Raw genomic sequence first — 20,757 nt, forward strand, 5'->3', positions numbered from 1 at the left:
GAGCGTATTAGATTGGATTGTTGATGTCTGTAAGCTTTAGAAGGTGTTTCGAAAGTTAGCTTTTCGCATCACGGGATAGCAGCGGCATCCTGCGCAGCAGATACAGCGTATGAGCCCGGCCCGAAGGGGATGCCATAATTTCGGTATAAAAGGCATACAGGCTTGATACGACGTTTAAAGCTATAGGCATACGATCTCCTTTCTGAATCCATTTAGGCTTAAATAGAGGAATTGCCAATCGGAAAGAATTAAAGAAAGCGACAAGGGTATAGGGGTAAATTTCTGTGGTAACGACTTAAGGATTATGTTAACCTTCGGCAATGTTCAACTACTTTGTAATATACTTCGCTGCAATCAACAATAGTAAGGTACGATCTGCCTTAGCCTCGTCATAATTTTCCTGAAGTAATTGTTTGATGTGTTTGTTCTTTAGCTTAACCGCAGCCATTTGCATTACCTGAAAGGAAGCCATTTCCACACTTTCAATATTCTGTAGGTAAAAAATGATAGACATATCGCGTAATTCGGCTTCGCCGGTTTGCTCACGGATCGCCTCAAAGGCATCGTCCACCAAACCTGTCAAACCATTTATACTGCCTTTTGATATCGGCTCATCCAGCAGTTCGTAGATCAGTTCCATTCTCGCCATTTGCTTTTCAACATCCTCAACAGTTTCACGGATGGCAAGTTGCAAATCATCAAAATAAACTTCGTCCTTTAATTGCGGCAGCCAGGTAACCAAATGCGCTTTGGCAAAATAGATCCGGTTTAGATGAGTAATGAAAAACTTTTTTAGTTTTTCGGAGCCTAATTTTATTTTTTTTGGAGATGGAGATTTATCCGGCTGTTCTGACATTGGCTCATGCTTTTACACGGCTAAGATAAGAATTCTTTTACCCGCGAAAGCAATCCAAAAATATCAAAGGGTTTAGCAATATAAGTATCAGCGCCACAATCCTGGGCAATGATAGCCAGATCCGTCTCGGCAGATACTAACATAACCGGCAAATGCCTGGTTTCTATCTGAGATTTGATTTCTTTGCAAATTTCGGGACCATTTTTGGCGGACCCCACAATACGTACATCAAGGAGCACAATATCCGGTTGGATTACCCGGATATGTTCAGCCGCCTCACTGGTATTTGATATAACAGTTTCATACCCATTCTCCTGGAAGATAATATTTAAGATCTCCAGGATATCCTCGTCATCGTCAATTACCAATATCCTTTTTGCCATTTCAGTATTTCTAATGTCGTAACAAATAGCAGTCCAACTGTTAATTTTCAATCAAACGAAATTAAGGAATATTCGTTTGGGTTAAACAACTACATTGCCAATATTTTGTTTTTAAGATTCGGTACCTGAATGCTATACGCTTTGTAGTTATCAGCGGAATATTCTTCTTGATTGATTGCCCCCCCATCACTATTCAGAACAATTGGCAACCGTACAATTCCCCCACCTGCATATTAGCGCCAAAGAGTGGGGAATGCTGCCGGTCTATTCTGTACTTAAAGGCTCTAAATAACAGTTCTTCCTTATTTTAACAATTGTACAAGTTCCTTTGCGGTTAATAGCTCCATGCAAAATGGGCTTAAAGCAGGACAGCTACATTCAATACTGCTGTCTAAGCAATAATGAATGTAGCTGAACCAAACTTTAATCAAAACCGAGAAGATATTTATCATCTCTCTGTGAGCGGTTTTTCATTCGTTATCATAGGCAATGCCTCTTATCAACTAATATTAATTCATATCCCCCTGGACCTTTTTGGCCGTTGATCTTCCAGGCAGATAGATCTGGAAGCCGAACGAAAGGTTCAGATTGCTTTGATATGATTGGCTGCCGAAACCGGCCAGACCATTATATTTTAAAAGCGTTTCCAATCCTATATTTGGCGTGATGAAATAGGCGAAGCCCGGACCGACACTTAAATTAAGTCCGTTGGTGTTTCCACCACCGTTGCTAACATTCACGCCGCCGATACCTGCCGTGACTTCAGCAAAAATGCGCCCGTGTTTAAGCACGGCTACATCTGAGCCGGTATAATATCTTCCAAGGGCGCCTACGCCATAACTGGTGGTCGTATTAGACCCCTTAGCGGTTTGGATGCCTAAGTTCACATACGCACCCAAAGCAACATTGTCCTGAATGAACCAGGCGGCTTTTGGGGTGATGTCCACACTAAATATTTTGGGGTCATTCAATCCAAGATTGATGTTGGCGAAATTCCCGCCCACCATTACGTTCCCTTTTTGTATTTGTGCGCTGGCTAAAAATCCCGTGCTTAGAACAGCTGCAATTGTTATTACGATTATTTTTTTCATTTCAAATTTATTTAAAGTGTATTATTAAAACAGTGAGAATTCAACCCTGCGGTTCTGTTGACGGCCTGCGGCTGTCTTGTTGGTAGCAATCGGCTGATTTGGGCCGTAACCTGTTGCCTCAATAGTTGAAGCGTTCGCGCCCTGTGCTACCAGATAGCTTTTCACCGCTTCCGCACGGTCTTTTGATAATGACAGGTTAAGTGCCATAGATCCTGTGTTGTCTGTATGACCCGCTAATTTCAAGCTGAAGTTTTTCTCAACCAAAAGGCCTGCAACACGATTCAATGTCGCGTAAGAACGCTCTTTGATGGTTGATTTACCCAAGTCAAATTCCAGGTTACGAATAGCTTCGCCTACTACCTTCCGGTCAGCTTCTGTTATGATCACCTTGGGTGCCGGTACTTTTAAAGGGCAACCCGCGCCATCGACTATCGTATTTGGCGGCGTACCAGGGCATTTGTCAAATTTATTGGCAACGCCATCCCTGTCATCATCAGCCAGGTCCACTGCAAGTTGTCTGGCATCGCGGTCATACTTTTGCTGATCAAGCAGCCTGTTTTGCTCGGCTGTTGCCAAACGGTTGCGGAGTACCATGCTCTCTGCGGCACTTTCCTCGCGAATAGCAGCAATTGCGCTGTAATTTTGGAGTTGTGAACTTTTCTTTTTGCCTAATGCGATCTCAATACCAGCATGTGCATAAGAGAACCGGTCGTTCATGCTACCGATTACCCCATCGAAATCCCTTGATTTCATAAAGGAAACTGTATATCCAAGATCGATATTGATCACCCTGGATAAGCCCAGTTTAAAGCCGGCACCAACCGGGACGAACCAGTTTTTGTGGTAGTTCGTGCTTGCACCCGTTGGCACGCCGGTTACGTTGGCTCCTGACGACATATACCCCGCACCCGCAGTCAGGTATGGTGAAAGAAAGTTCCTTTTTTGATTCAAGCTTAAATTAGCTACTGTGAAGTTGGCACTAACAGCCGCAGACCAGTCGATCCTCGATTTAAAGCTGCTATTATCCTGTGCTACAGACGGAGAAGCAAGGCTATTGGCCCGGAAACCCTTTACTGTACCGGCTAAAAAGTCCGCTTGAATACCAAAGCCTGGCAAGATCTGCTTTTTGATATACCCGCCGTAACCCCAGGTTTCCTGCGGTGTTTTAAAATCACCATTGGATTCGCCATTAAATGGTGTGTAATGCGTTAGCATACCTCCGTTTAGTCCGACAGACCAGGTCCGAAAACTCCTTTTACTAAAATTGGCAGTGCTATCCGAAGTGGTGCCCTGCGCGGATGCAATTGTGGAAATCGCCAGTAGTGAAACGGCAAGCCCCCATGTTTTAAATCCACTTCTCGCAGATTTATTCTTTTCGCTATGCCTGTTGACATAACGGGCTGCGGGCAGCTTAGATTTGGAATGATCGTCAGTTATCGCTGAAGTCATTGAAATTGAATCGTAAATAGTTTTCATTTGTTTTTTAAGAGTAGAGAGCGTTGATAGATTAATTCTTTTATTTTAGATATGCAGCTGATCTGACAGATGCTGTTTTAACATTGCAAAATTGCCCCCATTTGCCTGGTTGTGTACTACGTAATTCTTGTAATATATTACATCATTCACACATGGGCGGGCATCACGATCTGGTGACAGAATCGCAACACCCAAACATTTAGTACTTATATTTTGCGGTGCGGATAGTATAACCAAACCGGTTTATCAGACCCGCATAAATGATTGGCTTAATCCTCGTAGCCACTTTTAATGATTGTTTGAATCATTTTGAAACGCCCGTTGGGTTTAATGTAATTTGACAAGTGTGCGGGGATAATGATACCTTGTCCGGCTTCGAGAAAATGTGATACTTTATCGATCACGATTTCTGCCCTACCCTCTACGATCTGCGAAAAAATATCAAACGGTGAAGTTTTTTCAGTCAATCCCTCTCCGCTATCGAAGGACATGATACTGATGTTTCCCGTAGATTTTTTAATGATCGTTTTGATAACAACTGCATTGGGAACGTATTCAATGATCTCGACAATAATGTGTGCTTTCCCTTTTTCCAGTTCAGAATTCTCAAACTTCAATTGCTCATCGTTGCTGTCCATGTTCTTTATTAATTTAAATCATTGTAAAGGTGGGGGTATCCAGATTGGAGGCATTACACAAATCTGTGTATCTACTACATCTTTCACACATGGCTAAGTGGGAATCTGCCTGATACTTTACGAAGGATGTTTTGATAGCTTATTAATTATTAATTAAATTAATGTTCTATATCATATATCAAAGCAACTTTGGTCACGATTTTTGCAGCCCTATAGACTTACCTTTAACGTTAGTCAGCTAAAGCACTTTTTCGCTGGTCGACCGCCTTATTTCATTCTTATAAAACTTAAAAGCGAATGAACATGAAGCTTTACATAAAAAACATGGTGTGCATCCGCTGTAAAATGGTGGTCAAGCAGGAACTGAAAAAACGATCAATACGTTATGCGGCTGTGGCGCTGGGAGAGGTAGATTTAATAGACGAGGTCTCTTACAGTCAAATAACCGATCTAACGGCCGGGTTGAAAAAATTCGGCCTTGAAGTAATGGACAATAAAAAAAGCATCCTGATCGAACGGATCAAAAAGGTTGTTGTTGAATTAATTCATTATATTGAAGAACCGGTTAAAGTTAATTTTTCTGACCACCTGACTGAAAAATTAAACTACGATTATACGTATATGGCTAACCTATTCTCGGAAGTTGAGGGCATAACCTTAGAACATTATTTAATCTCCCATAAAATTGAAAGGGTAAAAGAGCTGTTGGTTTACGATGAGCTTTCCCTTACGGAGATATCTTACAAAATGCACTACAGCAGCGTGGCCCACTTATGTAACCAATTCAAAAAGACCACGGGGCTAACGCCTTCCCATTTCAAGAATTTAAAGATTGACCGACGATCGGCTTTAACCAGTGTTTAAAATATCACGTATTGTAGCCTGATCTACCAAGCTTTATAAAAATAAATTTGCATCTTACATTATTAATCGCAATATTGCAATATAAAGTATGGGCTTAACAAAAACAGAAATATTTACTGAAGAACAGAACCGGTTAGCTGTGATGCTGAAAGCTATAGCGCACCCTGCCCGTATCGCTATTTTACAGGAGATCATCAAATCAAATACCTGTATCTGTGGCGACCTGGTAGATGAACTGGGTTTGGCACAGCCGACCATTTCACAGCATCTGAAAGAACTGAAGAATGCCGGGTTGATACAGGGCACTATTGACGGCGTGAGCGTTTGTTACTGCATCAATACACCGGTTTGGAATGAATTGCGTGAACAGATGAGCGGTTTCTTTGCGGCTTTCGACCGGAAGGTGACCTGCTGTTAAAAAAATTTGATTAAATCTATCGCAATATTGCAATGAAATAATAATTTATAACGCTATGAATAACGTAGAAGCAATCAACTGGAAAACTTTTAAAGATGTCTTATTACAGCATCCCGACCTTGACCTGCAATTCCAATATGCGGACGGCAAGCTGGTGGATGCAGCTTACCATATCACCGAGATCAAACAAGCACCCATCACTTCGGTGGATTGCGGCGGGGTAATGAATACCTGGACAGAGATCATCGTGCAGTTATGGGTGCCGGAGAATGCGGAACAGCAGGAACGCTCCATGAAAGTACGTAAAGCTTTATCCATTGTAGATATAGTAGAAAAAATGCTGCCGCTTAATCCGAATGGCACGGTAAAGATCGAGTTTGGTAATTCGGAATTTGATACCCGCCAGATGTTCCCGAATGAAATGATAGTAGACGGTAACGCTTTAACCGTAGACCTGCGCCCTGATGCCGTACAATGCAAAGCAATAGGACGTGGCGGCAGTTGTGGCACGAACGAGAAAGGTGAAGAATGCTGCGCGCCTGCGGTGGCAGAAAAACCAAAAGTACAATTAGTGAACCTGGCTGCACCTGCGGAAGCTTGCTGCACACCGGGCGGTGGTTGCTGCTAATTATCGAACAATGATCATCGACCAAGCCCATACATACAGAGACAAAATTGTCGAGTTGCTGGCGGCAGAAAAGCTGCCGGTAGCCGACCTACCCGAAACGCTGGATAACTTTATTGTTGCGATCCAGGATGGTAGCCTGGTTGGCGTAGGCGGCGTGGAAGTTTACGGAAATAACGGATTACTGCGCTCTTTAGCTGTTCATCCTGAACACAGAGGTGCCGGTATAGCGGGCAAGCTTTTAGCACAACTTGACAGCATGAGCAAGAAAAATGGTCTTTTAGCATTATACCTGCTAACGGAAACCGCACCGACCTACTTTGAGCAAAAGAGTTATACCAGAATAACACGCGTAGAAGTGCCCGCTGAGGTTCAGCGATCATCTGAGTTCAGTCATGTTTGCCCGGTATCGGCTATTGTTATGAAAAAAGAATTATGAGAAAAAAAAACATATTAGTGTTATGCACCGGCAATAGCTGCCGCAGCCAGTTAGCCGAAGCTTACCTACGCCACTTTGCAGGCGACAAAGCCAATATTTACAGCGCGGGTATTGAAACCCACGGTGTAAATCCAAAGGCCGTACAGGTGATGGCGGAAGACCATATCGATATCGTGAAACACACCTCTAATCATGTGGATGAATATATGGCTATACCGTTTGATCAGGTGATCACCGTTTGTGATAACGCCAATGAAGCTTGTCCGTTCTTTCCGGGCAAGGTGGAACGTTTCCACGAAAACTTTCCCGACCCCGCCAAGGCAACCGGTACCCTGGAGGAAGTGATGGACGAGTTTCGCCGGGTAAGGGATATGATCAAGGTCTACGCAGCTGATTTTGTAAGGGAGCATGTAAGCTAACCTTTTTTAATCTCATCTATCGTTAAATAGCAATAAGGCAATATAAAAAATGGCAAAATCAACAATCATATATGATCCGGATGATGTGGCGTTAGCGGCTTTTAATAAGATTATGGCTTCACCCGATTGCGTGCTTATCCTAAACTATTTACGCACACAGGACGACTGGACAGGGCTAAGCCAGCTTGGGCAAATACCACTCGAAACAAAAATGATCAAGGAATGCCTGAAAAGTTTAGAAGCGACAAACGTGGTCAGCACGGTAAACCAGGACGGCATTAGTTTCTACCGGCTTAACCTGGCCTATTTTGAACGGCTATCCATACAGTTTAAAGCTCTCGTCTATCAAATGTCCGAACGTCAATCAAGCACCAATCTATAAACCCCAATGATAAATCCTAAGATCATGAAACATTTATCCTTTTTATGTTTAGCGGCATTACTGATCGTAAGTTCCGCCTTCACCCCATCGGCAGAACCTGTTTATCCCGAATTGGCCCAAACGTTTAAAATCCTTAAAAAGAGTAATCCTATTACAAATGACCGTCAGGATGAACTCGGTGGCATCCAGCAATTGGGTATTGTTACCAAAGGCAAAAAATTGCCGGTGATCGTCGAGTTTGTGGGTAATGATGGCTTTAGCGCACCTATTGCCAAAGCCGTGCTAAAAGCTGCGCTGGCTTCTTACGGTATCAACGATGTAAAGATTCTTGTTGTTGGTACAGCCGCGTCTCCAAAAGTTGCACCGGCACTGGTGAAACTCGGCTTTAAAGTAAGCGGCGACGAAGCCAAGTACAACGATCAGGGTGGTTCGGTTACCTTAGAAAGTTCGCCCTCAAACCCGCAGGCCATTCATGTATTGGCACAGGAAAGCGCTGCTTCGCTGCTGGCCAGCCCGGATAAGTTCGCCGTTAAATTGAAATATTCGCCCATTTCAGCAGGTGCGACCGATGAGCAATACGAGGTGCAAGCCAAAATGATCACAGCGGAAATGTTTTTTGCCGCTTCTAAATTCAAAGAAAACTGGAAGTAGTTTACACTCAATTCATATTAAAACACGATATACGCAATAAATTATGTCAGCAAACAACTGTGCCCCGGTGGCCGAACGCAAAAAACTCAGTTTCCTTGATCGTTATTTAACGCTTTGGATATTCCTGGCTATGGCCATTGGTGTTGGCGTAGGCTACTTTATTCCGTCATCATCTGGCTTTATCAACTCGTTTTCCAGTGGAACGACCAATATCCCTTTGGCGATTGGTTTGATCCTGATGATGTACCCTCCTTTGGCCAAAGTAAAATACGAAAACATGGGTGAGGTATTCAGGGATACCAAAGTATTGAGCGCCTCGCTCATCCTTAACTGGGTCATCGGGCCGATACTGATGTTTGTACTGGCTATCACTTTATTGCGCGACCATCCGGCTTATATGGTAGGGTTGATTCTGATTGGGCTGGCCCGTTGTATTGCGATGGTCGTGGTATGGAACGAACTGGCTGAGGGTAACCGGGAATATGCCGCAGGACTGATCGCTTTAAATAGCATCTTCCAGGTATTGCTGTATAGTGTTTATGCCTATGTATTTATAACGGTGTTGCCGCCACTGTTTGGGTTGAAAGGTTTAGCTGTTAATATCACTATAGGTGAGATCGCCAAAAGTGTGGGTATCTACCTGGGCATCCCATTTGCTGCCGGTGTGATCAGCCGCTATACATTAATCAAACTGAAAGGCGAAGAATGGTTTAAAACGAAATATGTGCCTTTTATATCACCGATAACACTGATCGCTTTATTGTTTACCATCGTGGTGATGTTTAGCCTGAAAGGCAACCTGATCGTGCAGATACCGTTTGATGTCTTGCGTATCGCGTTACCATTGGTGATCTACTTTACCATCATGTTCGTGCTGAGCTTTTTTATCGGCAAATCGTTTGGAGCCGACTATTCCCGCAGCACATCTATTGCTTTTACTGCAACAGGCAACAACTTTGAACTGGCGATTGCTGTGGCAATTGGTGTGTTCGGCATTAACTCCGGCGAAGCTTTTGCCGGGGTGATAGGCCCGTTGGTGGAAGTACCTGCCCTGATTGCACTGGTTAACCTTGCGTTCTACTTTCGTAAAAGATATTACAATAAGCCAGCCCTAAAATCTGTATGATCAAACACGACATCATCGTCATCGGGGGTGGCCAAAGCGCCCTGGCATGTGCGTATTTTTTAAATAGGGAGAAGCATGACTATCTGTTACTGGACAACCAGCAGTCTTGCGGCGGAGCCTGGCTGCACGGTTGGGATTCGCTAACGCTTTTTTCTCCGGCAACAAACAGCACTTTGCCGGGTAGGCCTATGCCTGCGTCACAGGGTAAATTCCCGACAAGGGAGGAAGTGTTAGCCTACTTGTGCGATTACGAACGACATTATCATATCCCCGTCGAGCGACCTGTCGAAGTTGTGGCGGTCAACAAAACTACTACGGGATTTGAAATTACCAGCAATAAAGCGACGTATCTGGCAAAAGCTGTTATCGGCGCGACCGGAAACTGGCAATCTCCATTTATTCCCAATGTTCCAGGAAGAGACACTTTTTCCGGGATTCAAATCCACTCGGCCCAGTATCGCAATTCAAACCAATTTCTTGGAAAAAAGGTGTTGATTATTGGGGGTGGAAACTCCGGCGCACAGTTATTCGCCGAATTATCATCGGTTACCGATGCGGCCTGGTCAACTCAAAATCCACCTGCCTATTTACCTGACGACGTGGACGGAAGCGTCTTGTTTAACCAGGCTACTGCAAAATACAAGGCACAGCAACAAGGGGTACCGTATAACGCGGCAGATTATAGCTTGGGGAACATAGTCATGGTTCCGTCTGTTGTAGCAGCGCGGGAGCGCGGGGTCTTACAAAGTAAAGGGGCGGTCAAGGCCATTGATAATAACGGCGTTATATGGGATGACGGAATTCATGAATATTTTGACATACTGATATGGTGTACAGGCTTTCAACCAGCGACCTTTCCTTTAAAACAACTGGGAATTGTTGCTGATAACCAGAAGGTCCGGACAACAGGAACTAAGGCGGTCGAGATAAATGGGCTCTGGCTCGTCGGCTACGGTAACTGGACTGGATTTGCATCAGCTACCCTTATCGGCGTAGGCCGGTCAGCCAAGGATACAGTCAACGAAATCACAACTTTTTTAAACAATTATAACCAGATTTAAATAGATAATCTATGAAAATAGCGCTCTTTTCAGATATTCACGCCAACCTGCCTGCGCTGGAGGCTTTCTTTGCTGATGTAGAGATACATAAGCCCGATGCCATTTATTGCCTGGGCGATTTAGTCGGTTATAACATCTGGCCGAATGAAGTTATTGATGAGATCCGTAAACGGAATATTCCCTGCATAACGGGCAACTACGACTTTGGTATCGGCCGCTATAGCGATGATTGCGGTTGTGCTTATAAAACAGAAGAAGAGAAAGCGCTGGGCAAAGTCTCTATAGCTTATACCAATGAAGTGGTAAAAGATGAACAACGGGCTTACTTGCGCACGCTCCCTGCACATATCCGATTGGAATTTCAGTTGAATAATGACAAAATGAATGTACTTTTTGTACATGGCAGTCCCCGAAAGGTAAACGAGTACCTGTTTGAAGATCGGGACGAAAAAAGCATGCTGCGGATCATAGAACAGGCCGATGCGGATGTCCTTTGCTTTGGACATACCCATCAGCCTTATCACCGGATCTTGTCAACAGAAATAACGGCTGATATCCGTTACCGTCATGCCATCAATATCGGCTCGGTAGGCAAGCCTAAGGACAAAGATCCACGCGGCGGTTATGTGATGCTCCATATCAATGAAAACAGTTCAACCAAGGATAAAGATAGCGTACAAGTTGAGTTCATTCGCTTTGATTATGATATCGAAAAAGCGGCTAAAGCGGTTGAAGACAGCCCGCTGCCAAATGAATATGCAGCTATGTTAAGGAACGGCTAAGATGAGGATAGCACTTTTTTCTGATATACATGCCAATCTACCGGCCTTCGAAGCATTCCTTACCGACCTGGACAGTCGTAAAGTGGATGCGGTATATTGTTTAGGCGATATGATCGGCTATAACATCTGGCCTAACGAAATCATTACAGAAATACGTAGGCGGCGTATCGCTACCTTAGCAGGTAATCATGACCAGAAAACCAGCGGTTACGCCTATGAATTGCTATCTGCCGATAACCGGGCTTATTTAAACACGCTCCCGGCACACATCAAGTTAGAATACCAATTGAATAATACTCATCTAAACATCATACTGGCGCATGGCAGCACCCGCCGCATTAACGAGTATATACTCGAAGATACAGATGAAGCCTATGTCCTGGAAATCATGAACGAAACCAAAGCGGATGTGCTTTGCGTTGGTCACTCCCATTTACCCTATTACCGGATGATCGGCAATAAGCATTTGATCAATATTGGTTCTGTTGGTAAACCCAAAGATGGTAATCCCGATGGGTGTTATGTGTTGTTAACTATTGATGAAAATATTAAAGTTGACTTTGTACGGTTCGCCTATGATTTGGAAAAAGCGGCCAAGGCAGTCGAAACGAGTCCATTGCCGGATGAATTAGCTGGTCGGCTTAGAAAAGCTTATTGAAAGCAAGTTAAACTGCTGCTCTATGTTGACTATTATGCGTTTGCTTGTTGATTTTAATAAAGTACGGCGCCGGCTTTGGATGCACCTGCAAGCCAGTTCAGCAACTGATTGGGGTTACTCACAGGAAATGATCCCGCCTTTTTACGATTTAAAGAATCTGCAGAACGCTATTGAGAAAAAAAGGGTGATGATAATTCGCTCTTTTAGCTTTAAAAGTTAAATGGGGCTCTTTAAAACTTTATCCTGAATATCAGGTATATTTGTACCGATCTTGTACCTGACGGAAATAAGCGTTTTCCCGCCAAAAACAAACAAAGGATGTTAAGGCACTTAGGCGCAAAACGAACCTCGACACATAATCTGAAGCTGGCAACCCTGTTGGGCCTAACAGCAGGATTTGTAAATGCGGAAGGATTTTTGGGATTTTCAGTTTTGACAACCAACGTTACCGGCCATGCCGCCCTACTTGCGGAACGGATCGCCTTCCTGGACTGGAAAACCGCGGCTGTGATCGCGCTCTGGATGTTCCTGTTTTTGGCCGGGGCCTTCTTTACCGGCATCATTCTTTCTTTCACAGGAGAAAATCAGCGTTTCTCCTATTTCATCCCGGTGATCATCGAAATACTCATCTTACTGATATCGGCGCTTTATGGACATCTATACAATGGTTCCCAGGCAGGGAGACATTACTTTGCCGGGAGCCTGCTTTTTGCGATGGGCCTGCAAAATGCCCTGGTCTCTATGGTATCAGGTTCGGTGGTCAGGACCACACATTTGACGGGGACAGTTACTGACCTGGGTATTGACCTGGCGCATATCATACACGGCGACACGGCCGGGCGGCAGGAGCTTCGGTCTAAGATCAGGCTTCGGCTGTTTATCATCTTCTCTTTCATGAGCGGAGCGGTATTAGGCGCTTTCCTGTTCCAGGGTTTTGGGTTCAGGTCGTTTTACGCGCCAATACTGATATTGTTGTTCGCATTGGGATATGATCTGCTCAGGGTTAAAGCCAAAAGATATTACCGTACCGGCGTTGATGCGGTCAGGCGCAGGATCAGGCATACGGAATAGTACCCTCGATTAATCGCTGTGCGAAGAGAAGATTAATCCGCAGTCATAACCGGTATTGGTAAACAGATATAAAAAGTGCTGCCTTTGCCCATTTCACTTTTAACAGATATACTTCCATTTGCCGCATCTATTATTTTCTTGGCCAGATACAACCCGATGCCTTGTCCTTCCAATTCTTTATTCAGCCTTCCGTACATACTAAAAATGATGTCCACCTGATTTTTGGCAATCCCAATACCATTGTCCGTAACGGAGAGAACAATGTTATCGTTGTTCCTGATGATCGCGATATGGATCAGCGGAGTGCTTCCATTTGCAAATTTGATCCCATTGGCTATCAAGTTATAAAGGATACTTCGCAGGTTTTTTTTAGAGAACAGAACCTGTTTCACCTCCAGACTTTTGGTGATCACGGCGCCCGCTTTTTTGATCCTGGATTCCAGGCTCCAGTATCGGTTCGGGGTCATCTCCGACAAAGAAAACCTGAGCATCCCCATCCAGGTTATCGCCTAAGGTGCTTAGCGGATCGATCGTCAACCTTAAAGTAAAATCTAAGGCAGGTTTGTACCCACGACCAGCTAAAAGCGTTCGCGCCACTAAAAATAATCGCTCACGATAATTTAAAAATGGTAAAACCAGCCGACGAACTTTTACTCCTTTCAGCAATTCATCAATTCCGCTCACATGGTCATTGTCAAAATGAGAGATCACCAATAAGTCCAGGCCATGCTGGTCGATTTGCCGTTCCGAACGATAACGGGCAATCTCTCTGCTTAAATCTGATGGATTCTTGCTTCCGCAATCGAAAACGAAATCAAAGCGACTATCACGCAATTTTAAGAAACCCGAATAGAAAAGGCCCTGACCAATCGGATGTATGGTAAATTGTTGGTGAAACTCACTCATTATTTAAAAAATTGTATTGTATTTTTAATTCTAACCAACGCCCTTCCTGCGAGCACATGATATCGGATTATTTTACCTTTAACCTTCAGAAATATTTTGAAACCAATTCGATATCACGATCAAGCTGAAAAGAAAGACGGATATCCTTGGCTTCGGGCTTCATCACACGCCCTATTTCAGATTCGCTTCGGAACGGCACTAACCAACAATCAAAACCGTCCGCACTTCCCGCGAGTTCTTTATTGAAGTGATTGAAGATAAGATATTGCCCTTTCTCGATCTGCTTATAATACAGCTCAGCATTTTTCGAAAAAGTACTTTTTTCGTCGATCCTCTTTCTGAAACCCCATTTGTTCAGCTGACTAACCAGCTGGTCTATATGCCACCTGTGGCGGTAGCAGGCGTCATCCGCCATTTTGTACTGATGGATTTGCTCACCCGTTAATTCGGTAAACAAACTGGCCTTAAAAGCCTCATTTCGTTTAGGTGGACTGGTATTATAAAACCATTCCAAAAGGTCATGCCTGCTCACTCCTTCCGGCCAGTTGATAAATGCCTCCGATTCCAAAAACTGCAGGAATGCATAACGCATAGCAATAACAGATGAGGGTAAAAGCGCTCCATCTTTAATCTGAAAAAATATGTTTCTTTTATTTAGCAGGGCCTGACCAAAGCCCTGTTTTTTAAGCCAGAGATAAATATTCCGCTGTTGCTCAGGCGTAGACTTTGCCATAACCTTTTGCCCACTGACAAGGGTTACAAAATCACTTACTGAATAATATTGTGCCATCAAAAGTTTAAATTGATATGGTCATAAAGATAATCAGGTGCTATCTGACAACCCAGCGTTGTTGAAAGAATTCCAGCCTGTTGATAACTGTGTTTTACGCATCATTAAATTTTCGTCAACGACCTGAACATTTACATACTGCATTGATCTATCAGCAAGCTTTCTTTGGCGATGATTTATGCAATGAAGCTGATATCGCCAAATACAGCTTTTCAGTATAAAGACTGAAAAGGCCCTCACCTGATTATTCGGAACAGGTAAAAAAAGCAATCCCCCCCGTTGCAGGTATCATTTTTTAGATTCGAAAAAAAAATCTTATTTTAGGATTCCGGGTCAAAAAGACGTCCAAATCGGTTAACACAATCTCTGTAAAAAATTATGAGAACTTATTTTATTAAAGGTAACCCCTTTGACGCTACTGCTATTTATGGCCGCCTAACTGAAAATTTTCAGGTTGGTATGCTGATTAACCTGATTAACCTCCGGACCGGACTAAGCTTCGCACGGCGGGTCTGTAAGGTTTATGACCAGGGGAACAACGTTGCCATGGTAGACTTTTAGTGTTTTGGCCCGGTTTCCCGGGCCTTTTTTATTTGTTTTTATCTGAAGCGGTCGACGATACTGTCGAAGCTATACTTTACAACAACACCGAACGACAGTCGTCCCCCAAAGTCGTCCTTGCTTTCCATTTTATTAAAAACATCGTTCGACTGAAGATAAAAGCCGCCAACTATCTTACCGGCAGCGTTATAGATGTTGATCGAAGAACCCTGCCGCAAATGAACGCTTAAACAGGCGGGTTAAAATCATAATCCCGGTTCAGGATTTGTATAAATAATTGATATCCTGAAATATAACCCATTGTTAGCTGAAATACAGCATCCGGGGGTGCCTGCAATTGATTACTATTGCTCTTTAAGATCGTATTTTTTATTCAGGTCGGCAATTAGTTTTTTAGCTCTTACAACGAGGCATAACGTCCCTATAAAGAAGAAGATACCGCAGAAAATGAAGATCCAGGTGGTGTAATCTGCAAATGAAATCGGTTTATCTGAACCAGGTCCTGAGCCATCGATAAAGATGATCTGATGGAGCAGGCTGGAATTTTTATAACTAATATTCTCATCTGGACCCGTTACCGATAAGGCGACAGGTGTTTCCGTTTTAATACTTTCCGCTTTAATGTAAGCTACGACATCACGGATGTTGTCATCAGTCAAACCAGGGTGATCCGGCATCACGGTTTCGTTAAACTTTTCGAACAGATTTTTGGCAGTGGTGTCCCCGTTTTTTATCACCTTTTGCGAACCACGCACAAAAGCCATGATCCATTGTTCGCTTCTTCTTTTATCAACATCTTTTAAGGCCGGACCAACAACCACTCTCCCAATGGCATGGCAGGAAGTACACTGGCTGGTGAATATCGTTTTTCCTGCGAGTGTATCAGGGTTTGCAGCATTCGCCTTCATTATTGTGCAAACCATTAACGCTATACAAAGCAATTTTTCTTTCATGGTGAGTTTTATCGTTGTTAGATATCTGTTGTTTTTTGGGAGCCGGTGCTAGTGCTCTGATTCAAGTCTTTTAATGTCATTTATCAATTGTTGCACTTCACCCGCTTCCGTACCATCATAATAGCCCCTGATATGTTTGCGGCCATCTATCAGCACAATTTTATCGCTGTGAATAAAATCCCCCTCACCTCCATCGCCGGCCACAGCAGTGCTGTAAATGGTATTCCTTACAAAATGATACACATCCTTTTTATTCCCTGTAAGCAGTTGCCACTGCGCCATTTTGATGCCCTTCAATGCGGCGTACTGTTTTAGCCTGGCAGGCGTATCATGGGCCGGATCAATTGACAGGGATAGGAGTTTGACGCCATTATCCTGACGGTAAGCCTGCCGAATGAGCAACATATTAGCCATTATTTTGGGACAGATAGTCGGGCATGAGGTAAAGAAGGTATTGATCACCCAAACCTTTGCGGTAACAAATCCAGAATCAAGGGGGGCATTATCCTGGTTAATAAACTTAAATCCTGATAATGCCAATGGCTTACCCTGCTGTTCTATCGATAACCCTTTATCAAAATAAGGCAAAGGTTGCACGTGCTGCTCATACCACTTAAATGCGGTAAAGGATAATATGGGTATTGCCATTACAATGATGAAAAACGATACATTCCTTTTATTTCTTACATTCCCCATGACTCGAAATTTGATATTCAAAAACTACTTTACTAAATTCTGAGGGTTCTCTGTTTGAAATTTGTTTTTGACCGGCGAACCGTACTTAAACACACTCAACAATGCGGGAACGTAGGTGAACATAATTAGGATAATACTGATTACCAGCCATGGCTGCATATTTAATAGTAATGGCACATCCTTTTCTTCATAAAGTTCCTCCGATTCCGGCAATGAAATTTGCGGCTCGTTTACCCGTTTTCCTGCGGCAGTGGCAAAAAACACCACAAAGTAGATGATTGCCGCCGACCCCATGATCATTCCGCCGACAAGCGTGAGGGTGGTCGTTGGAACCCAGTGCTTGTTAAACTGGGGGCTATCGGGGTTAGTGTAAGATAAGCCCATATTGGTCCTTCGAGGTTCACCCATCAACCCACCGGCCATCAGGCCATGAGATAAAAGTGCTACGCCGACCATCCAGACATAGGGAATAATCACGGCGAAGGTTTTAAATTTTATTTCTTTACCGGAAACATAAGAATACATGTATAAGCTCATACCGAGGATAACCAATATTGTGGGTCCGGCAACAGTCATATGGAAATGTCCCGGCACCCAGCTTGTGTTATGCACCATCTGGTTTAAGGTATACGAGGCGTTAATAATACCCGAAATACCTCCGAAAATAAACAGAAACAAACCACAGATAAAATAGCCGAATAAGAAATTATCCTGTTCAAAATACGGGAGCCTTCTCATCCAGCCTAACAGGCCTTTTGCCCCCCGTTTTTTACCCGCGTACTCCAGGGATGCACCAACAGTAAAGGCTGTCATGAAGCTGGGCAATGCTACTGCGTAGGTTAGAATACTGACCCATATCTTTGTGCCTGGTGTAAAAACAGGCTCGCTGAACTGATGATGGACACCTATGGGGATAGATAAGATCAGGAAAAGTAAAAATGCCAGTCTGGCGGCATTCCCCGAATAAAGTTTTCCACCTGCCACTTTAGGAAGAACGGTATAGTAGGCTATGTAGGCCGGTAGTAACCAAAAATAGACCAACGGATGGCCGAACATCCAAAACAGCATACGGGTAAGCGGAACGTTGACGCTGCTGGTCCATCCTAAAGACCACGGCGTAAGGATTACAAGCGTTTCATAGGCAACCGGCAATGTGGAAATAAACCACATTGAAAAATTCACGAACGTGCCCAAAATGGCGATAGGCATTTTTTTGCCTGGATTTTGCTTCTTCCATTCAAACCAAATGATGATCCAGCCCCCAAATGCGAACCAACTGCCGACAATAAGCAATGCGGTGCCAATATAAAATGCCGCTGATGCCTGAAGGGGCGCATAAAAAGTGTAAAGGGCCTGCGCTTTACCCGCCAACATGCTTGCCAGGTCCATCAGGGTGCCCACAACCATCAGTATCATCGAAATTTGATAAGACCACTTAGGCGGTTCTCGTTTTAAGTAGTGTGACGTTGTAAAGTGCCCGAAAACAACAGCGAAAAAAGTAGTAAGTACAATGGCATTGATTACGCCGTGCATCGTGAGCCCCTGGTAATAGCTGATGCCGGCCACAGCCGGTTTGTGAATTACACCGGCCCGGTAAATAGTTTGCATTACCCCGTTATAAGCACCCAGGATAAAAAGGGTCATGGGCATCAAAAGCCCCGTAATAATAACTGTGCGGTAGGGTTTACTGATATTCATTTGTTTATTTTTAATCGGTTACATTGATTTTACCCATCATATATTGATGACCAGCTCCGCAATACTCATGGCAGACAACGCTGTAAATGCCTGGTTCTGAAAAAACGATTGTCGTTTTGCTTACCCCTCCGGGTACAGCCATTAGGTTAACGCCCTTTTTCATGATATTGAAACCGTGTACAACATCGACCGACGTCAGGTACAGATCGACAGTACTGCCTTTCGGAATACTAATTCCATCGGGATCAAACGTCCACATATGTGCTACTGCGTAGACTTCATAATTGTGGTCGTCCAGTTTCCTGAAATGTGGCTTGGTGAAGCCCTTGCTATACGGGATACAGGCAGGTACGTCTATATTCCGGCTAAAACTGCTGAAAAGTAATGCAGATAAAAATATAGTAAGAACTGCGCCCGTGAGTGCGATTATTCTGATCTCATATTTATTCATAGTGGATATGTTAAGCGTGTCTGTCTAATTGCAGGAAATAAATGCTAAACCAGGCTAATGCCGTTAGTGCCAATAAGATGACGACGAACGCAATGGTGCCGAATGGTTTGAAATCTTTATCAAAATCTGTGTTTTTGTTCATATCATTAGTGATTTGGTATTCCTTAAGTCATTTTTGGAGCACCTGTTTTAGTTTATGTTGATGCGTAAAAAAATCAGGATTGTGGCAACATTAATTTAACAGCGCCTTATCACGTGGGCTTTACGCCCTGCAAAGGTTTCGGCATTGGCTGTATCTCGAAATAACTTTTTACAGCAGACATGATTATTCGGCTTTATATGCCGAGGCCGATTCCATGCATATTAAAACATCTTACTTGTCAATTTAAGCAACACCCTTGTAAACCAGCGTAGTTAAAAAATCAGGACCGATGATAAAATCCCCCACTTCTCGTCGTAATTTTTCGTCGGTTTAAGTAATTTTCTGTTGATTTCATTTTGGCTGATTTTTTAATCAAAATTAGTAAGCCCTGAAATTCCGTTCAATGGACGTATCCAGCATTTTATGGTATGCCTGAAGGATGTCAAAGAATGCAAATTGGTCAGGCAGCTTCTGCAGGGCATGACCGTTCCGGACTCGCCGACTGCCCCGTCACCATAAATCGATAGCTGCCTGCTTCGGCGAAAACCCGAATGGAGGTGCCACTGCTGAACATACCACAAAACACTTATCAACACATTTTTACAGATACACTCAATCTACTTTTGCATTATCGGTGCAATAAAAACCCCTGAACAAATTTTCATTAAAATAATCTGCCATTAAAAACAGAGAATAATGTCAAAAAAAGTTGCGGAACAATAAGTAGAGATGCTGGTACAAGCTGGTATAAAACGTATTTATGCCGTTACAGGTGATAGTCTTAACGAACTAACGACGCTGTAAGAAAAGAGAAAGACCGGGCAGACACAGATATCAAAATACTGAGTAGGCATTGGCAGCAGAAATGCGCTGATAGATTTAAAGATGAGCCCCAAAATTCCGGAATCATGTAAACTCTAAACGACAATACAATTATGGCAATAAATAACCTTGGCACCGATATAAAGGTACTGGTGAATCATGATTAAAAGTTAATTTACCAAGCAGAAAAAATCTATCACCCCGAATATGACTATCCACAATACCAGGAAAATTTCTCTGTCAAACCATTGCCAGTGATAAGCCAGTTCTACATTAGATAAGAACTTTGATGCCAGCGCCAATTCTAAAAAAGTCCAACGTCACCGTTACGCTATTAAGCCATCCGCCAGATTCATGCGATCAGATACGAGGCTTTGTTTTGTTTGACACCGTTGATGCGGCAATGCATTGAAAATGAATGCGATATTTAATAACCAAATTTGATTTTTGCGATATATCGCATATACAAAAAGCTAACAAATCTATAAAATATTGATTATCATGCAATTATAATTAGGCATCGTTTTTATAATATATTGAATAAACAACACGAAATGTTATGGGCCATGTATCTAAATCAGTCAAAATGAATCGGGATCTTACCCGGAGGGTTACGGAACTTCATAGCAAGGGCTATGACCGCGATTTTAGCCTTACAGCTACTCATCAATTGTTTTGCGTGCAAAACAATCACATGTTTATCAAAGAATCTACCTCGATTAAATTAATCGACCAGATTTACGATAGCCTTTTCAATCAATACAGGTACCTTCATATTGTAGAGTCCGACAGCGGGGA

At 43.3% G+C, this 20,757-nt stretch carries 28 protein-coding genes and 1 pseudogene; 14 read left to right on the plus strand and 15 right to left on the minus strand.

Going from position 1 to position 20,757, the window contains the following annotated elements; translation table 11 throughout:
* Window positions 1–68: 68 nt before the first annotated feature.
* The 6 genes from E2R66_RS28320 to E2R66_RS11225 all read right to left on the minus strand — a co-directional run bounded on the left by E2R66_RS28320 (window position 69) and on the right by E2R66_RS11225 (window position 4,444).
* Window positions 69–212 (minus strand): hypothetical protein, encoded by a 144-nt coding sequence (locus E2R66_RS28320; RefSeq protein ID WP_158288382.1) that lies wholly within the window; start codon window positions 210–212, stop codon window positions 69–71.
* A 116-nt stretch (window positions 213–328) separates the two neighbouring features.
* Window positions 329–856 carry a DUF892 family protein gene (locus tag E2R66_RS11205; protein WP_133230626.1) on the minus strand — a complete coding sequence of 176 codons (528 nt, stop codon included), beginning with the start codon at window positions 854–856 and terminating at the stop codon, window positions 329–331.
* A 20-nt stretch (window positions 857–876) separates the two neighbouring features.
* Window positions 877–1,239: a response regulator gene (locus E2R66_RS11210; RefSeq protein ID WP_133230624.1), complete on the minus strand. Its 363-nt coding sequence runs from the start codon at window positions 1,237–1,239 to the stop codon at window positions 877–879.
* Between the two features lie 509 nt (window positions 1,240–1,748).
* A complete protein-coding gene (locus tag E2R66_RS11215; RefSeq protein ID WP_133230622.1) occupies window positions 1,749–2,330 on the minus strand; it encodes a hypothetical protein in 582 nt (193 codons plus the stop codon).
* 24 nt (window positions 2,331–2,354) lie between these two features.
* Window positions 2,355–3,806 (minus strand): OmpA family protein, encoded by a 1,452-nt coding sequence (locus E2R66_RS11220; RefSeq protein ID WP_240049292.1) that lies wholly within the window; start codon window positions 3,804–3,806, stop codon window positions 2,355–2,357.
* Window positions 3,807–4,075: 269 nt separating this feature from the next.
* Window positions 4,076–4,444 carry a cupin domain-containing protein gene (locus E2R66_RS11225; protein ID WP_133230620.1) on the minus strand — a complete coding sequence of 123 codons (369 nt, stop codon included), beginning with the start codon at window positions 4,442–4,444 and terminating at the stop codon, window positions 4,076–4,078.
* 303 nt (window positions 4,445–4,747) lie between these two features.
* On the opposite strand from E2R66_RS11225, the gene E2R66_RS11230 reads away from it, so the two are divergent.
* The 12 genes from E2R66_RS11230 (at window position 4,748) to E2R66_RS11285 (ending at window position 12,940) form a co-directional block, all read left to right on the plus strand.
* Window positions 4,748–5,308 carry a helix-turn-helix domain-containing protein gene (locus E2R66_RS11230; protein ID WP_133230618.1) on the plus strand — a complete coding sequence of 187 codons (561 nt, stop codon included), beginning with the start codon at window positions 4,748–4,750 and terminating at the stop codon, window positions 5,306–5,308.
* An 88-nt stretch (window positions 5,309–5,396) separates the two neighbouring features.
* On the plus strand, window positions 5,397–5,726 hold the full coding sequence (locus E2R66_RS11235; RefSeq protein WP_133230616.1) for an ArsR/SmtB family transcription factor: 330 nt from the start codon (window positions 5,397–5,399) through the stop codon (window positions 5,724–5,726).
* Window positions 5,727–5,781: 55 nt separating this feature from the next.
* Window positions 5,782–6,354 carry a DUF6428 family protein gene (locus E2R66_RS11240; protein WP_133230614.1) on the plus strand — a complete coding sequence of 191 codons (573 nt, stop codon included), beginning with the start codon at window positions 5,782–5,784 and terminating at the stop codon, window positions 6,352–6,354.
* Between the two features lie 10 nt (window positions 6,355–6,364).
* A complete protein-coding gene (arsN2, locus tag E2R66_RS11245) occupies window positions 6,365–6,790 on the plus strand; it encodes an arsenic resistance N-acetyltransferase ArsN2 (RefSeq protein ID WP_133230612.1) in 426 nt (141 codons plus the stop codon).
* A complete protein-coding gene (locus E2R66_RS11250) occupies window positions 6,787–7,209 on the plus strand; it encodes an arsenate reductase ArsC (RefSeq protein ID WP_133230610.1) in 423 nt (140 codons plus the stop codon). Before arsN2 ends, E2R66_RS11250 begins: the two co-directional genes overlap by 4 nt.
* A gap of 49 nt (window positions 7,210–7,258) precedes the next feature.
* Window positions 7,259–7,591, plus strand: coding sequence for a hypothetical protein (locus tag E2R66_RS11255; RefSeq protein WP_133230608.1), 333 nt, complete (start codon window positions 7,259–7,261; stop codon window positions 7,589–7,591).
* Window positions 7,592–7,615: 24 nt separating this feature from the next.
* The gene (locus tag E2R66_RS11260) at window positions 7,616–8,242 is read left to right on the plus strand and encodes a hypothetical protein (protein WP_133230606.1); all 627 of its coding nucleotides are present in this window, start codon (window positions 7,616–7,618) and stop codon (window positions 8,240–8,242) included.
* Between the two features lie 43 nt (window positions 8,243–8,285).
* Window positions 8,286–9,368: an ACR3 family arsenite efflux transporter gene (arsB, locus tag E2R66_RS11265; RefSeq protein ID WP_133230604.1), complete on the plus strand. Its 1,083-nt coding sequence runs from the start codon at window positions 8,286–8,288 to the stop codon at window positions 9,366–9,368.
* The gene (locus tag E2R66_RS11270; RefSeq protein WP_133230602.1) at window positions 9,365–10,429 is read left to right on the plus strand and encodes an ArsO family NAD(P)H-dependent flavin-containing monooxygenase; all 1,065 of its coding nucleotides are present in this window, start codon (window positions 9,365–9,367) and stop codon (window positions 10,427–10,429) included. The genes arsB and E2R66_RS11270 overlap by 4 nt, the downstream gene beginning before the upstream one ends.
* Window positions 10,430–10,440: 11 nt before the next feature.
* Window positions 10,441–11,211, plus strand: a complete 771-nt coding sequence (locus E2R66_RS11275) for a metallophosphoesterase family protein (RefSeq protein WP_133230600.1) — start codon at window positions 10,441–10,443, stop codon at window positions 11,209–11,211.
* 1 nt (window position 11,212) lies between these two features.
* Entirely contained in the window at window positions 11,213–11,869 is a 657-nt protein-coding gene (locus E2R66_RS11280) for a metallophosphoesterase family protein (protein ID WP_133230598.1), read from the plus strand.
* Between the two features lie 318 nt (window positions 11,870–12,187).
* The gene (locus E2R66_RS11285; RefSeq protein ID WP_133230596.1) at window positions 12,188–12,940 is read left to right on the plus strand and encodes a YoaK family protein; all 753 of its coding nucleotides are present in this window, start codon (window positions 12,188–12,190) and stop codon (window positions 12,938–12,940) included.
* Between the two features lie 32 nt (window positions 12,941–12,972).
* On the opposite strand, the gene E2R66_RS11290 is transcribed toward E2R66_RS11285, so the two are convergent.
* The 3 genes from E2R66_RS11290 to E2R66_RS11295 all read right to left on the minus strand — a co-directional run bounded on the left by E2R66_RS11290 (window position 12,973) and on the right by E2R66_RS11295 (window position 14,636).
* The gene (locus E2R66_RS11290; protein ID WP_158288383.1) at window positions 12,973–13,353 is read right to left on the minus strand and encodes a sensor histidine kinase; all 381 of its coding nucleotides are present in this window, start codon (window positions 13,351–13,353) and stop codon (window positions 12,973–12,975) included.
* The gene (locus E2R66_RS28325) at window positions 13,310–13,846 is read right to left on the minus strand and encodes an MBL fold metallo-hydrolase (RefSeq protein ID WP_158288384.1); all 537 of its coding nucleotides are present in this window, start codon (window positions 13,844–13,846) and stop codon (window positions 13,310–13,312) included. Before E2R66_RS28325 ends, E2R66_RS11290 begins: the two co-directional genes overlap by 44 nt.
* Window positions 13,847–13,931: 85 nt before the next feature.
* Window positions 13,932–14,636: a hypothetical protein gene (locus tag E2R66_RS11295; RefSeq protein ID WP_133230592.1), complete on the minus strand. Its 705-nt coding sequence runs from the start codon at window positions 14,634–14,636 to the stop codon at window positions 13,932–13,934.
* Between the two features lie 378 nt (window positions 14,637–15,014).
* On the opposite strand from E2R66_RS11295, the gene E2R66_RS11300 reads away from it, so the two are divergent.
* Window positions 15,015–15,197 carry a hypothetical protein gene (locus tag E2R66_RS11300; protein WP_133230590.1) on the plus strand — a complete coding sequence of 61 codons (183 nt, stop codon included), beginning with the start codon at window positions 15,015–15,017 and terminating at the stop codon, window positions 15,195–15,197.
* A gap of 32 nt (window positions 15,198–15,229) precedes the next feature.
* Entirely contained in the window at window positions 15,230–15,427 is a 198-nt protein-coding gene (locus E2R66_RS11305) for a hypothetical protein (RefSeq protein ID WP_133230588.1), read from the plus strand.
* Between the two features lie 114 nt (window positions 15,428–15,541).
* Here E2R66_RS11305 and E2R66_RS11310 read toward each other — a convergent pair whose 3' ends face one another.
* The 6 genes and pseudogenes from E2R66_RS11310 to E2R66_RS28950 form a co-directional block, all read right to left on the minus strand.
* On the minus strand, window positions 15,542–16,150 hold the full coding sequence (locus tag E2R66_RS11310; protein ID WP_133230586.1) for a c-type cytochrome: 609 nt from the start codon (window positions 16,148–16,150) through the stop codon (window positions 15,542–15,544).
* Between the two features lie 48 nt (window positions 16,151–16,198).
* Window positions 16,199–16,798 (minus strand): SCO family protein, encoded by a 600-nt coding sequence (locus tag E2R66_RS11315; RefSeq protein WP_158288385.1) that lies wholly within the window; start codon window positions 16,796–16,798, stop codon window positions 16,199–16,201.
* A gap of 72 nt (window positions 16,799–16,870) precedes the next feature.
* Complete coding sequence (locus tag E2R66_RS11320) at window positions 16,871–18,544, minus strand: cbb3-type cytochrome c oxidase subunit I (RefSeq protein WP_133230582.1); 1,674 nt, start codon at window positions 18,542–18,544, stop codon at window positions 16,871–16,873.
* 10 nt (window positions 18,545–18,554) lie between these two features.
* Window positions 18,555–18,995 (minus strand): cupredoxin domain-containing protein, encoded by a 441-nt coding sequence (locus tag E2R66_RS11325; protein ID WP_133230580.1) that lies wholly within the window; start codon window positions 18,993–18,995, stop codon window positions 18,555–18,557.
* A gap of 10 nt (window positions 18,996–19,005) precedes the next feature.
* On the minus strand, window positions 19,006–19,137 hold the full coding sequence (locus E2R66_RS29115) for a hypothetical protein (RefSeq protein WP_262710298.1): 132 nt from the start codon (window positions 19,135–19,137) through the stop codon (window positions 19,006–19,008).
* Window positions 19,138–19,967: 830 nt separating this feature from the next.
* Window positions 19,968–20,313, minus strand: a pseudogene (locus E2R66_RS28950) (hypothetical protein); the annotation flags it as partial.
* Window positions 20,314–20,757: the final 444 nt, after the last annotated feature.

It is taken from the genome of Mucilaginibacter psychrotolerans (assembly GCF_004519315.1).
In the GTDB taxonomy this organism is placed as follows: Bacteria; Bacteroidota; Bacteroidia; order Sphingobacteriales; family Sphingobacteriaceae; genus Mucilaginibacter; species Mucilaginibacter psychrotolerans.